General features: G+C 66.9%; 10 protein-coding genes. 8 read left to right on the top strand and 2 right to left on the bottom strand.

The window, feature by feature from the left end:
* The first annotated feature begins 1 nt into the window (after nt 1).
* The 3 genes from BM43_RS20810 (at nt 2) to BM43_RS20800 (ending at nt 2942) form a co-directional block, all read left to right on the top strand.
* Nucleotides 2-1507 carry a DegQ family serine endoprotease gene (locus tag BM43_RS20810; protein WP_036049373.1) on the top strand — a complete coding sequence of 502 codons (1506 nt, stop codon included), beginning with the start codon at nt 2-4 and terminating at the stop codon, nt 1505-1507.
* Nucleotides 1508-1642: 135 nt separating this feature from the next.
* Complete coding sequence (locus tag BM43_RS20805) at nt 1643-2062, top strand: peptidase associated/transthyretin-like domain-containing protein (protein ID WP_013699233.1); 420 nt, start codon at nt 1643-1645, stop codon at nt 2060-2062.
* A gap of 172 nt (nt 2063-2234) precedes the next feature.
* Nucleotides 2235-2942, top strand: coding sequence for an SRPBCC family protein (locus tag BM43_RS20800; RefSeq protein ID WP_036049374.1), 708 nt, complete (start codon nt 2235-2237; stop codon nt 2940-2942).
* An 85-nt stretch (nt 2943-3027) separates the two neighbouring features.
* On the opposite strand, the gene BM43_RS20795 is transcribed toward BM43_RS20800, so the two are convergent.
* Nucleotides 3028-3669 (bottom strand): TetR family transcriptional regulator, encoded by a 642-nt coding sequence (locus BM43_RS20795; protein WP_013699231.1) that lies wholly within the window; start codon nt 3667-3669, stop codon nt 3028-3030.
* A gap of 440 nt (nt 3670-4109) precedes the next feature.
* Here BM43_RS20795 and BM43_RS20790 point away from each other — a divergent pair, with 440 nt between their 5' ends.
* From BM43_RS20790 to BM43_RS20780, 3 genes are read left to right on the top strand one after another with little or no spacing between them, the layout of a single operon-like run.
* Complete coding sequence (locus BM43_RS20790; protein WP_036049376.1) at nt 4110-5414, top strand: efflux RND transporter periplasmic adaptor subunit; 1305 nt, start codon at nt 4110-4112, stop codon at nt 5412-5414.
* Nucleotides 5415-5432: 18 nt separating this feature from the next.
* Complete coding sequence (locus tag BM43_RS20785) at nt 5433-8624, top strand: efflux RND transporter permease subunit (RefSeq protein WP_036049378.1); 3192 nt, start codon at nt 5433-5435, stop codon at nt 8622-8624.
* 5 nt (nt 8625-8629) lie between these two features.
* Complete coding sequence (locus tag BM43_RS20780; protein WP_036053010.1) at nt 8630-10150, top strand: efflux transporter outer membrane subunit; 1521 nt, start codon at nt 8630-8632, stop codon at nt 10148-10150.
* A 169-nt stretch (nt 10151-10319) separates the two neighbouring features.
* Here BM43_RS20780 and BM43_RS20775 read toward each other — a convergent pair whose 3' ends face one another.
* Entirely contained in the window at nt 10320-11693 is a 1374-nt protein-coding gene (locus BM43_RS20775) for a nucleobase:cation symporter-2 family protein (RefSeq protein WP_036038383.1), read from the bottom strand.
* Nucleotides 11694-12354: 661 nt separating this feature from the next.
* Here BM43_RS20775 and BM43_RS20770 point away from each other — a divergent pair.
* Nucleotides 12355-13461, top strand: coding sequence for an S-(hydroxymethyl)glutathione dehydrogenase/class III alcohol dehydrogenase (locus BM43_RS20770; protein ID WP_013699226.1), 1107 nt, complete (start codon nt 12355-12357; stop codon nt 13459-13461).
* 16 nt (nt 13462-13477) lie between these two features.
* Nucleotides 13478-14332 (top strand): S-formylglutathione hydrolase, encoded by an 855-nt coding sequence (gene fghA, locus BM43_RS20765; protein WP_036049381.1) that lies wholly within the window; start codon nt 13478-13480, stop codon nt 14330-14332.
* Nucleotides 14333-14427: the final 95 nt, after the last annotated feature.

Below are 14427 nucleotides of genomic sequence, written 5' to 3'. Positions count from 1 at the left end.
CATGAACACCCGTTTCCTGGCGCGCAGCGCCGTCGTCGTGGCCGTCGCGGCCGCTTTGTCCGCCGGTTATGTGGCCGGCACGCGTCATGCCGAGCCGCCGCAGATCATCTCGCCGGCGCAGGCCGCCGCGCTGATGCCGGCCGAGGCCGCCGCGAAGACGGGGATTCCCGATTTCTCGGGGCTGGTCGAAACCTATGGCCCGGCGGTGGTCAACATCAGCGCCAAGCACGTGGTGAAGGCTTCGGCCCGTCGCGGCGGCGGCGCGCAGCAACTGCCGATCGATCCGAGCGATCCGTTCTACCAGTTCTTCAAGCACTTCTACGGCCAGGTGCCGGGCATGGGCGGCGGAGGCGGAGGCGGAGGCGGCCAGGCCGACGACACGCCGAGCACCAGCCTCGGCTCGGGCTTCATCGTGAGTCCTGACGGCTACATCCTGACCAACGCGCACGTGATCGACGGCGCCAACGTGGTCACCGTCAAGCTGACCGACAAGCGCGAGTACCGCGCCAAGGTGATCGGCGCCGACAAGCAGTCCGACGTGGCGGTGCTCAAGATCGACGCGAGCGGCCTGCCGACCGTGAAGATCGGCGATCCGCAGCAGAGCAAGGTCGGCCAGTGGGTGGTGGCGATCGGCTCGCCCTACGGCTTCGACAACACCGTGACCTCGGGCATCATCAGCGCGAAGTCGCGCGCGCTGCCCGACGAGAACTACACGCCGTTCATCCAGACCGACGTGCCGGTCAACCCCGGCAATTCCGGCGGCCCGCTGTTCAACCTGCAGGGCGAGGTGATTGGCATCAACTCGATGATCTACTCGCAGACGGGTGGCTTCCAGGGCCTGTCCTTCGCGATCCCGATCAACGAGGCGATCAAGGTCAAGGACGAACTGGTGAAGACCGGCCACGTGAGCCGTGGCCGACTCGGCGTGGCGGTGCAGGGCCTCGACCAGACGCTGGCGAGTTCGTTCGGACTGCAGAAGCCCGACGGCGCGCTGGTCAGCTCGGTCGATCCGAAGGGCCCGGCCGCCAAGGCCGGCCTGCAGCCGGGCGATGTGATCCTGTCGGTGAACGGCACGCCGGTGCAGGATTCGACCATGCTGCCGGGCCAGATCGCCAGCCTCAAGCCGGGCACCAAGGCCGACCTGCAGATCTGGCGCGACAAGGCACGCAAGGACGTGACGGTGACCCTCACCTCGTTGGCGGACAGCCAGCAGGTCGCCGGCAACGACGAGCCGGCCGAGCAGGGGCGCCTGGGCGTCGCGGTGCGCCAGTTGAGCCCGCAGGAGCGCGCCGGCAGCTCGCTCACGCACGGGCTGGTGGTGCAGCAGGCCACCGGGCCGGCCGCCAATGCGGGCATCCAGCCCGGCGACGTGATCCTGGCGGTGAACGGCCGCCCGGTCACCAGCCCCGAGCAGTTGCGCGACGCGGTCAAGAACGCCGGCAACAGCCTGGCGCTGCTGATCCAGCGTGACGACGCGCAGATCTTCGTGCCGGTCGACCTGAGCTGATCCGAACCATCCGGCCGGCCGGGATCGCATCTTGCTGAGGTTTGCAGGTTGGATCCCCGGCCGGGCGGCAAGCCTGGTTTCGTGGCGGCATCCCCGTGCCGCCTTCCGTTTTCCGACCCAGTAAGGAGACGAACCATGCAACAACAACACGTTTCGAAATTCCTGCTTGCGGCCGCGCTGGCCTTGGGCCTGGCGGGCGGTGCCTATGCGCAGTCCGGGCTGCCCGACGTCAAGCAGCAGGGCGACGTGAGCTACGTGTCGGGCGGCGTCGGCCTCGACGAGTCGAATGCCTTCCAGCGCGCCGAGCACCAGTGGCCGCTGTCGATCCGCTTCACCGGCGCGGGCGGCGAATACCTCTCGGGCGTGCACGTCTCGATCATGGGCCACGACGGCGAGGTGCTGAAGGCCGATACGCGCGGCCCCTACATGCTGGTGCGGCTCGCGCCGGGCGCCTACAAGGTGAGCGCGAATTACAACGGCAAGACCGAGATGCGCAATGTGACGGTGCCGGCCAAGGGCGACGCGAAGCTCGCCTTTTCCTGGGCCGCGCAGTAAGCTTTTTGTCGGCTCGCCGGCCGGCGGTGCCCGATCCCGCACGCGATCGCGGCATTTCCTAGATAATGAAAACCACGGCCCAGGCCGTGGTTTTTTTTCGACCGTCGGCCTTCTGGCGGCGCGACGGCATCGCAGGATGGCGCGGCGGCGACCGCGGATTTCGGGGAGAGGCATGGAGCTGAACGACGCGCTGCGGGTTGCGCTTGCGCCGTCGAAGGTCTGGGCGGCCTTGCACGATCTCGCACTGCTGCGCGCGAGCGTCGAGCACTGCGAAGCATTGACCCGGCTGTCCCAGGACGACTACACGCTGGTGCTGACGGTGCCGCTCGGGCCGCTGCGCGCGCGCTACGAAGTCCGCGTCCATCTCCAGCCGCCCTCGGGCGGGCGGCCGCGCCGCAACCTCGTGTTCATCGCGCGCACCGAGGGCGGCGGCCTGTTGCGCGGGCAGCTCGACGTGCGCCTGTCCGGCCATCGCGTCGCCGACGGGCTCGTCACACGTATCCACTACACGATCCGCGCCACCGCCGCGGGGCCGCTCGCCGAACTGCCGCCGCGTCAGGTCGAGCAGGGCCTGCGGCGCCTCGCCGACGATTTCTTCTCCGAGTTCGCCGCCAGCCTGCTGGCCAAATTCGGCCTCGCGCCGAATCTCGCCACGGCCGAGCCGCGTCACCGCCATGTGTTCCTGCGTCCCGACGGCCTGTCGGCCGCGCTGCGCCGCGCGCGCGAGCGCTCCGCGTTCGGCGGCGCGCTGGCGGGGCGGGCCGGCGGCGCCATGCCCGATGGCCGTGCCTCGGGCGTGGCCGTGCCGGCCTGGGTCTGGCTGACGGTGGTGGCACTGGTGGTGGTCGGGCTCGGCGTGGCGCGCTGGCTCGGCATGTGACGCCATGCGAGACGCGACCGACCGGACTTTCCGGCTCGGTACCTGGCGGCGGGCGCCGCCGTCTTTTCTCTCCTTGCCGAATCTTTCAGGCCGCCGGCTTGCGTCGCAGCGCGGGGCTCAGCCGCAGCATGTCGAACACCGCGTCGACCAGCGGCTCGGCATGCTGCTCGGCGTCGATCTCGTCGGGCAGCATCAGCATGTCGCGCACGAAGCCGCTGACCAGCGTGTGCAGCATCAGGGTGGCGCGCCAGGTGTCGAGATCGGCCGGCAGTTCGCCATCGGCGACCGCCTGCTTCATGTCGCCCTCGATGTTGTGTAGCGCCTCGGACATGCCGGCGCGATTGCGCTGCAGCAGCGGCTCGAGGTCCGCGACATATTCACATTTCAGGAACAGGATGCTGAACACGCGCCGCAGCTGCGAATCGCGCGCGACGCCCAGCAGGCACCAGACGAGGATCTTGCGGATGCGCCCGAGCGGGTCGGCGCGGGGCTTGTCGGAGGTCGCCTTCAGCTCGTCGATCGGCAGGAACACGCGGTCGAACATGGCATCGAACAGCTCGCCCTTGTTCGCGAAATGCCAGTAGATCGCGCCGCGCGTGACGCCCGCGTGCTGGGCGATGTCGGCGAGCGTGGTGTGCGAGACGCCCTTCTCGAAAAAGACGTGCTCGGCGGCGTCGAGGATGCCGTTGCGGGTCGCGAGCGCTTCCTCTTTGGTACGTCTGACCATTGCTGTGCCTGTGCTGCGCCGGTATTGATGAGATCGGCGACGTTGATGATGAGCCTGGAAAACCGATGATTGCTTGATCCGGAGAAGGGATCCGCGCGTGAACTTACGTGCGTAACCGTCGGTAATTTGTAAGAATTTGTATCGTTCATGAACAGCTTTTACATACATACATGAACGTATATACAATACCACCCACGATCGAAGGGCCCAAGCAGTAGATCGAATACCCATGCGGCAATCAGTTAATATCCACCTCTGCTGATTTCCCTCCCGTATTGCGTCGCGGTTGTCGCGCGACGTCCCCCGGCACGGCGGCATGCGTGCCGTTGTCGTATTCGCAGTCCTGCATTTCTGGTGTGTTCGATCGGCGCCGCAAGGCGCATTCGTGTCGCGGCCCCAGGCCAAGCACTTACTTCTTTTGTTACGAACGAGGTCGTTCCATGCGCGTCGAACGGGTTCCATACCGCTTAATCAGTGTCGCCGCGGCAGCAGTCTTCCTTGCCGCCTGTGGAAAAAAAGAATCGGCACCGCAACAGCAGGCGCCGGAAGTCGGCGTCGTGACGGTCCAGCCGCAATCGGTGCCGGTCGTCACCGAGCTGCCGGGCCGCACCAATGCCTTCCTGGTCGCCCAGGTGCGCGCGCGGGTGGACGGCATCGTGCTGCGTCGCGAGTTCACCGAAGGCACCGACGTCAAGGCAGGGCAACGCCTGTACAAGATCGATCCGGCGCCCTACATCGCCCAGTTGAACAGCGCCAAGGCCACGCTCGCGCGCGCCGAGGCGAACCTCGCCTCGACCAACGCGCAGGCGGCGCGCTTCAAGGTGCTGGTGGCCGCGAACGCGGTCAGCAAGCAGGACTACGACAACGCCGTGGCCTCGGCCGGCCAGGCCGCGGCCGACGTGGCCTCGGGCAAGGCGGCGGTCGACACCGCGCAGATCAACCTCGGCTACACCGATGTGCTCTCGCCCATCACGGGCCGCATCGGCATCTCGCAGGTCACGCCGGGCGCCTACGTGCAGGCCAGCCAGGCAACGCTGATGGCGACCCTGCAGCAGCTCGACCCGATGTACGTCGACCTCACGCAATCGAGCCTGGACGGCCTGAAGCTGCGCCAGGACATCCAGAGCGGGCGCATCAAGACGAGCGGGCCGAACGCGGCCAAGGTCAAGCTGGTGCTGGAGGACGGCAAGACCTACCCGCTCGAGGGCAAGCTGCAGTTCACCGACGTGACGGTCGACCAGACCACCGGCTCGGTGACGATCCGCGCACTGTTCCCGAACCCGAACCACGTGCTGCTGCCGGGCATGTTCGTGCGCGCGCGCATCGACGAAGGCAGCAACGACAACGCCTTCCTGGTGCCGCAGATCGGCGTGCAGCACGATCCCAAGGGCCAGGCGACCGCGCTGGTGGTCGGCCAGGACAACAAGATCGCGCCGCGCGTGCTGCAGACCTCGGGCACCTACGGCCAGAACTGGATCGTCGAGGGTGGCCTGCAGCCGGGCGACCGCGTGATCGTGCAGGGCGTGGGCAAGGTCCAGCCGGGCATGACGGTCAAGCCGGTGGCGGCGCAGCTGCCGCCCGACCAGAACGCGGGCAAGGATCCGAGCAGCCTGCCGAGCGCGGCGAGCGACATGAACTCGGGCGCTTCCGGCGCAGCCGGTGCCTCGGGCGCGTCGTCCGCGGCGCCGGCCAGCGGGGCGGCGGCCGGTTCGGCGGCGAGTGCGACGGCAGCTTCGGGCGCGTAATCACAGGGGGCCTGTTTCATGGCAAAGTTTTTTATCGATCGCCCGATCTTCGCGTGGGTGATCGCCATCATTCTGATGCTGGCCGGTATCGCGTCGATCTTCACGCTGCCGATCGCCCAGTATCCGACCATCGCGCCGCCGTCGATCCAGATTTCCGCCACCTATCCGGGTGCGTCGGCGAAGACGGTCGAGGACACGGTCACCCAGGTGGTCGAGCAGCAGATGAGCGGCCTCGACAACTTCCTGTACATGTCGTCCACCAGTGACGATTCGGGTACGTCGACCATCACGCTGACGTTCGCGGCCGGTACCAATCCGGACATCGCGCAGGTGCAGGTGCAGAACAAGCTGTCGCTGGCGACGCCGATTCTGCCGCAGGTCGTGCAGCAGCTGGGTCTGAAGGTCACCAAGTCGAGCAGCAGCTTCCTGCTGGTGCTCGCCTTCGTGTCGGAAGACGGCAGCATGAACAAGTACGACCTCGCGAACTACGTGGCCTCCCACGTGGAGGATCCGATCAGCCGGCTCAACGGCGTCGGTACCGTCACGCTGTTCGGCTCGCAGTATGCGATGCGGATCTGGCTCGATCCGAACAAGCTGACCAACTACTCGCTGACGCCGGTCGATGTGACCAGCGCGATCACCTCGCAGAACGTGCAGATCGCGGGCGGCCAGATCGGCGGCACGCCGGCGGTGCCGGGCACGGTGCTGCAGGCGACCATCACCGAGCAGACCCTGCTGCAGACGCCCGAGGAGTTCGGCAACATCCTGCTGAAGGTCAACCAGGATGGTTCGCAGGTGCGGCTGAAGGACGTCGCGAAGCTGAGCCTGGGTGGCGAAAACTACAACTTCGACACCAAGTACAACGGCCAGCCGACGGCCGGTCTCGGCATCCAGCTCGCCACCAACGCCAATGCGCTGCAGACGGCCAACGCGGTGCGCGCCAAGATCGACGAGCTCTCGAAGTACTTCCCGCACGGCCTGACCGTCAAGTACCCGTATGACACGACGCCGTTCGTGCGCCTGTCGATCGAGGAAGTGGTCAAGACGCTGCTGGAAGGCATCGTGCTGGTGTTCCTGGTGATGTACCTGTTCCTGCAGAACCTGCGGGCGACCATCATCCCGACCATCGCGGTGCCGGTGGTGCTGCTGGGCACCTTCGCGATCATGTCGGCGGTGGGCTTCTCGATCAACACCTTGTCGATGTTCGGCCTGGTGCTGGCGATCGGCCTGCTGGTGGACGATGCGATCGTGGTGGTGGAGAACGTCGAGCGGGTGATGTCGGAGGAGGGGCTCTCGCCGAAGGAGGCGACCAAGAAGGCGATGGGCCAGATCACCGGCGCGCTGGTGGGCGTGGCCCTGGTGCTGTCGGCGGTGTTCGTGCCGGTGGCCTTCTCGGGCGGCTCGGTGGGCGCGATCTATCGCCAGTTCTCGCTGACCATCGTCTCGGCGATGGTGCTGTCGGTGCTGGTGGCGCTGATCCTCACGCCGGCGCTTTGCGCGACCATCCTCAAGCCGATCCCGCAAGGTCACCACGAGGAGAAAAAGGGCTTCTTCGGCTGGTTCAACCGGACCTTCAACCGCAGCCGCGACAACTATCACAAGGGCGTGCACCATGTGATCAAGCGTTCGGGCCGCTGGCTGATCATCTATCTGGTGGTGATCGTCGCGGTCGGGCTGCTGTTCGTGCGCCTGCCGAAGTCCTTCCTGCCGGATGAGGACCAGGGCCTGATGTTCGTGATCGTGCAAACGCCGTCGGGCTCCACCCAGGAGACCACCGCGCGCACGCTGAAGGACATTTCGGACTACGTGCTGAAGGACGAGAAGGACATCGTCGAATCCGCGTTCACCGTGAACGGCTTCAGCTTCGCCGGCCGCGGCCAGAACTCGGGCCTGGTGTTCGTGAAGCTGAAGGACTACGCCTCGCGTCAGCATGCCAACCAGAAGGTGCAGGCGCTGATCGGGCGGATGTTCGGACGCTACGCGGGCTACAAGGACGCGATCGTGATCCCGTTCAACCCGCCGTCGATTCCCGAGTTGGGTACCGCCGCGGGCTTCGACTTCGAGCTGACCGACAACGCGGGCCTCGGCCACGACGCGCTGATGGCGGCACGTAACCAGCTGCTCGGCCTGGCCGCCAAGGATCCCACGCTGCAGGGCGTGCGTCCGAACGGCCTGAACGACACACCGCAGTACAAGGTCGATATCGACCGCGAGAAGGCCAACGCGCTCGGCGTGACGGCATCCGCGATCGACCAGACCTTCTCGATCGCCTGGGCCTCGCAGTACGTCAACAACTTCCTCGATACCGACGGTCGTATCAAGAAGGTGTACGTGATGGCCGATGCGCCGTTCCGCGCCACGCCGGAAGACCTGAACATCTGGTACGTGCGCAACGGGGCGGGCGGGATGGTGCCGTTCAGCGCCTTTGCCACCGGCCACTGGACCTACGGTTCGCCGAAGCTGGAGCGCTACAACGGTATCTCGGCGGTGGAAATCCAGGGCCAGGCGGCACCGGGCAAGAGTACCGGCCAGGCGATGACGGCCATGCAGGCGCTCGCGCAGAAGCTGCCGGTCGGTATCGGCTACTCCTGGACGGGCCTGTCGTACCAGGAAATCCAGTCGGGTTCGCAGGCGCCGATCCTCTACGCGATCTCGATCCTGGTGGTGTTCCTGTGTCTGGCGGCGCTGTATGAAAGCTGGTCGATCCCGTTCTCGGTGATCATGGTGGTGCCGCTCGGCGTGATCGGCGCACTGCTGGCGGCGACGCTGCGCGGTCTCGAGAACGACGTGTTCTTCCAGGTCGGCCTGCTGACCACGGTGGGCCTGTCGGCGAAGAACGCGATCCTGATCGTGGAATTCGCGCGTGAGCTGCAGGTCGGGGAGAAGATGGGGCCGGTCGAGGCGGCGCTGGAGGCGGCACGGCTGCGGCTGCGCCCGATCCTGATGACCTCGCTGGCCTTCATTCTCGGCGTGCTGCCGCTGGCGATCAGCAACGGCGCGGGTTCGGCCAGCCAGCACGCGATCGGCACCGGCGTGATCGGCGGGATGCTGACCGCGACCTTCCTCGCGATCTTCATGATCCCGATGTTCTTCGTGAAGGTGCGCGGCGTGTTCGGCGGCGAGAAGGAAGATCCCGACGAAGCACTGCGTCTCGCGCAGGAGCATGCGCATCGCACGCAGGAAGGCGGCGAGGGTAACAAGGAACATTGATGACCATGCGAAAACTCGTTTTGACTGCAATGGCCTTCGCGCTGGTCGCCACGGGCTGCACGATGGCGCCGCATTACCAGCGGCCCGCTGCACCCGTGTCGGGCAGCTTCCCGTCCGACGGCGTCTACGCGACGCAACCGGGCGCGGACGGCTCGCACAGCGCCAATGGCCAGGCCGCCGCCGACATCGGCTGGCGCAACTTCTTCGCCGATCCGCGCCTGCAGGCGCTGATCGAGATCGCGCTGAAGAACAATCGCGATCTGCGCGTCTCGGTGCTCAACATCGAGGCGGCGCGCGCGCAGTACCAGATCACGCGCGCGGGGCTGTTCCCGACGCTCGACGGCACCGGCACAGGCAATACGCAGCGGCTGCCGGCCGGCGTGTCGAACACGGGCTCGCCGCTCATTACGCGAACCTACAACGTCGGTCTCTCCGCCTCGTGGGAACTGGACCTGTTCGGCCGGATCCAGAGCTTGAAGGACCAGGCTTTGGCGCAGTACCTGTCGACGGCCCAGGCTCGCAAGGCGGCGGAGATCTCGCTGATCTCGCAGGTGGCGGACCAGTACCTGACGCTGCAGTCCACGGACGACCTGTTGAAGGTCACCGAGGAGACGCTGAAGACGGCCCAGGATTCGTACAACCTGACCAAGCTGCAGTTCGACAACGGCACCGGCTCGGAACTGGACCTGCGCCAGGCGCAGACGGTGGTCGAGCAGGCGCTGGCGAACCAGCAGGCCGAGGCGCGCGACCGCGCGCAAGCCGTGAACGCGCTGGTGCTGCTGATCGGCGAGCCGCTGCCCGACGATCTGCCGGCGGGCCTGCCGCTGGATTCGCAGAGCCTGCTGACCGATATCCCGGCCGGCTTGCCTTCGGACCTGCTGACTCGTCGTCCCGACATCATGGAAGCCGAGCAGACGCTCCTAGCGGCCAACGCGAACATCGGGGCGGCCCGCGCGGCCTTCTTCCCGAAGATCTCGTTGACGGCCGCGTTCGGCACGGCGAGCCCGACGCTGGGCGGCCTGTTCAAGGCCGGCACGGCGGCCTGGTCGTTCGCGCCGAATATCGCCCTGCCGATCTTCGAAGGCGGCTCGAACATCGCGAACCTCGACTTGGCGCACGTGCAGAAGCGCATCGAGATCGCGAACTACGAGAAGGCGATCCAGACGGCATTCCGCGAAGTGTCGGACGGGCTGGCGGCACGCGGCACGTATGACCAGCAGATCGCGGCGCTGGCGCGCAACGAAGAGGCGCAGCAGCGTCGCTACGATCTGTCGGACCTGCGCTACCGCAATGGCGTGGACAGCTACCTGACGGTGCTGACGGCCCAGACGGACCTGTACACGGCGCAGACCTCGCTGATCTCGGCGCGCCTGGCGCGCTGGACCAACCTGGTGGACTTGTATCGCGCGCTGGGCGGCGGCTGGATCGAGCACAACGGCGACCAGCCGCGCGAGGCCGATGCCCCGGTCGACTACAGCAAGCCGGCGGCGGCACCTGCGTCGGCCTCGCAGCCGACGGCGGGCTGACAGGGCAGCGGTCGAGCGGATCGCGCGGCCGCGGCAGGGGTTTCCAGCCTTGAGCCGCAAGCTGCTCGATCCGCCCGGCAAGCACACGAAAAAACACCCCGGAAGCGCAAGCTTCCGGGGTGTTTTTCATTGGCGGCAGCGCCAGGCCGCCGTCAACCTCCGAGCATCGTCAATGCAGGTCGGCCGTGCGCGGATCGAGATCGTGTCCGGCGCGCCGGATCTCGCATTCGGCCTGCTTCTCGCTCTTCACGCCGTTGAAGATCAGGTTCAGCAGCACGGCGGACACCGAAGCCAGCAGGATCCCGCTGTGCAGGATCGGCGCGAGCGCGCCCGGCAGCTTCGAGAAGAAGTGCGGCGAGACCACCGGCACCAGGCCCAGCCCGATGCTGACCGCGACGATGAACAGGTTGTTGTGGTTGCTCACGAAGTCGACGCGCGAGAGCGTCTTCACGCCATTGGCGGCCACCATGCCGAACATCACGATGCCGGCGCCGCCGAGCACGAAGGCCGGCACCGAGGCGACGATCTGCGCCATCTTCGGGAACAGGCCCAGCAGCACCAGGATCACGCCGCCCGTCACGCACACGTAGCGGCTCTTCACGCCAGTCACGCCCACCAGCCCGACGTTCTGCGAGAACGAGGTATGCGGGAACGAGTTGAAGATGCCGCCGATCAGCGTGCCCAGCCCGTCCACGCGCAGGCCGCGCACCAGGGCCTGCTGGTCGACCGGCCGGTCGACCATGTCGCCCACGGCGAGGAACATGCCGGTCGACTCGATGAAGGTGACGAACATCACGATCACCATGGTGGCGATCGACAGCGCGTCGAAATGCGGCGTGCCGAAGTGGAAGGGCATCACGAAGCCGACCCAGGGCGCGGCCGCCACGCCGTCCAGATCGACGCGGCCCAGCGAGAGCGCGATCACGAAGCCGGCCACGATGCCGAGCAGCACGGCGATATTGGCGAAGAAGCCGCGGCCGAACTTGTTGATCATCAGGATCAGCACCAGTACCAGCAGCGACAGGCCCAGGAACACCGGGTTGCCGTATTCGGGGTTGCCCACGCCGCCGGCCGCCCAGTTGATGCCCACGCCCATCAGCGACAGGCCGATCACCGCGATCACGGTGCCGACCACCACCGGCGGGAAGAAGCGCAGCAGCTTGCCGATCACCGGCGCGATCACGATGCCGATCACGCCGGCCGCGATGGTCGAGCCGAACACGTCCAGCAGGCCCAGGCTCGGGTTGGTGCCGATCGCGATCAGCGGCCCGACCGAGGCGAAGGTGCAGCCCATGATGACGGGCAGGCGGATGCCGAAGATCCACACGCCGAGCGTCTGGATCAGGGTGGCGATGCCGCAGGCGAACAGGTCGGCGCTGATCAGGAAGGCGATCTGATCCTTCGGCAGCTTCAGCGCGCTGCCGATGATGAGCGGCACCGCGACGGCGCCCGCGTACATCACCAGCACGTGCTGCAGACCCAGGGTGACGAGCTTGCCGGCGGGCAGGATCTCGTCGCACGGATGGACCGTGGTCGATTGCATCTGTCTCACTCCATGATCTTGTTGTCGGGGTGCAGTGAAGTTATGCGCAACGACCGGGGCCAACAAGAGCACTGGGCGCTATTCCCTGCTTTGCAGGGGGGATATGCGATTTTCACGAAGGAATGCGGGGAAATCATGGTGGACGCGCCGCGGCAGTGGGATTCCCGGTAGTTATAGCCAGACAAAAACCGCCTGGCGCCGCCGCCAAATATCACTGCGTTTATGGTCTGTATCGGCGGCGGCGCATAGAGGGTTTTGGCCGCGTCTCGTGGTATGGATGGGTAAACCCCGACCGGCGCGGTTTTTCACGGGGTCGGATGGCGGTGGCGAAGTGATTGCGACGTGGCACATGAGCGTCGTCGTTTCGATCGTTTTCTGGTGCATCCGCCCACCGCGAGCGAGCGGGGAAGGCGCCGCGAACACCGTTGCGCGACGCCGCGCGACATCGATCCGTCGCGTGACGCCATGCCGCTTTCCGCGGCACGCGTTTACACTTCCGGCTGGTCCCCCCGCGCCGGCTCGCCGGCGCGCTTCGGCGGCAGGGCACGACGCGCGACACAGGACACACGCGCCGCGCGCGCCCTGCCCGGGCAACGATTCCCCGGTTGCCGCCCGTCGCGCGTGGCGCGCGGCGCAACCTCACCGACAAGGAGCTGCAAGCATGAAGACGAAAGCCGCGATCGCATGGAAGGCCGGTGCGCCGCTGACCATCGAGGAAGTGGATCTGGAAGGCCCGCGCGCGGGCGAGGTGCTGATCGAGGTGAAGGCCACGGGGATCTGCCACACCGACTACTACACGCTGTCGGGCGCCGATCCGGAAGGCATCTTTCCGGCCATCCTCGGCCACGAGGGCGCGGGCGTGGTGGTGGACGTCGGCCCCGGCGTCGGCACGTTGCGCAAGGGGGATCACGTGATCCCGCTCTACACGCCCGAATGTCGCGAATGCAAGTTCTGCCTGTCGCGCAAGACCAACCTCTGCCAGAAGATCCGCGCCACCCAGGGCAAGGGCCTGATGCCCGACGCGAGCTCGCGCTTCTCGCTCGACGGCAAGCCGATCTTCCACTACATGGGCACCTCGACCTTCTCGAACTACATCGTGGTGCCGGAGATCGCGGTGGCGAAGATCCGCGAGGACGCGCCCTTCGACAAGGTCTGCTACATCGGCTGCGGCGTGACCACCGGGGTGGGCGCGGTGGTCTACTCGGCCAAGGTCGAGGCGGGTGCCAACGTTGTGGTGTTCGGCCTGGGCGGGATCGGCCTGAACGTGATCCAGGGCGCGAGGATGGTGGGCGCCGACAAGATCATCGGCGTCGACATCAACCCGGCGCGCGTCGAGCTGGCGAAGAAGTTCGGCATGACCCACTTCATCAACCCGAAGGACGTGGAGAACGTGGTCGACCACATCGTGCAGTTGACCGACGGCGGCGCGGATTACTCCTTCGAGTGCATCGGCAACGTCACCACCATGCGCCAGGCGCTGGAATGCACGCACAAGGGCTGGGGCCAGTCCTTCATCATCGGCGTGGCGGCGGCCGGTCAGGAGATCAGCACGCGGCCGTTCCAGCTCGTCACGGGCCGCGAATGGAAGGGCTCGGCCTTCGGCGGCGCGCGCGGGCGCACCGACGTGCCGAAGATCGTCGACTGGTACATGGAAGGCAAGATCAACATCGACGACCTGATCACGCATCGCCTGCCGCTCGAGAAGATCAACGAGGGCTTCGACCTGATGAAGAAGGGCGAGTCGATCCGCTCGGTCGTGCTGTACTGAGGCACGAGGCGCGACCATGCTCGAACTCCTGTCCTCCCATGCCGCGTTCGGCGGCGAGCAGCGCTTCTACCGCCACGACTCGGCGGCGATCGGCCTGCCGATGAAGTTCTCGGTGTTCCTGCCGCGGCAGGCCGCCCACGACGGCGCGCGCGTGCCGGCGCTGTTCTTCCTCGCGGGCCTGACCTGCAACGAGGAAACCTTCATGATCAAGGCCGGTGCGCAGCGTTTCGCGGCCGAGCACGGCATCGCCCTGATCGCGCCCGACACCAGCCCGCGCGGCGCGAACGTGCCGGGCGAGACGGCCGCCTGGGACTTCGGGGTGGGCGCGGGTTTCTATCTCGACGCGAGCGAGGCGCCCTGGGCCACGCATTATCGGATGGAGTCCTACATCGTCGACGAGCTGCGCGCGCTGGTGCTGGGCGCCTTGCCGATCGAGGGCACGCGGCTGGGCATCTTCGGCCATTCGATGGGCGGCCACGGCGCGCTGACCCTGGCGCTGCGCCATCCCGGTGTGTGGCGCTCGGTGTCGGCCTTCGCGCCGATCGCCGCGCCGATGCGCTGCGCCTGGGGCGAGAAGGCCTTCACGGGTTATCTCGGCGAGGATCGCGAGCGCTGGAAGGAGCACGATGCGAGCGAACTGGTGGCGCGCTCCGACGCGCCGCGCTACGCCGACGGGATCCTGGTCGACCAGGGCCTGGCCGACCAGTTCCTGCCGACCCAGCTCAACCCGGACGTGTTCGAGGCCGCCTGCCGCGAGGCCGGGCAGCCGCTGACGCTGCGCCGTCACGAAGGCTACGACCACGGTTATTACTTCATCTCGACCTTCATCGCCGACCACCTCGCGCATCACGCGAAGACGCTGCTGGCCTGAGCGGCGCGCATTCCGCAGCACCTTCGGCGACACCGCCGGCAACAAAAAGCCCGCGACACGAGCGCTCGTGTCGCGGGCTTTTTTCGAGTGCGCGG

The sequence above is a fragment of the Burkholderia gladioli genome (assembly GCF_000959725.1).
Taxonomy (GTDB): domain Bacteria; phylum Pseudomonadota; class Gammaproteobacteria; order Burkholderiales; family Burkholderiaceae; genus Burkholderia; species Burkholderia gladioli.
The sequence above is the reverse complement of the archived record's forward strand: the minus strand, read 5'-3'. Positions and strand labels throughout refer to the sequence as shown.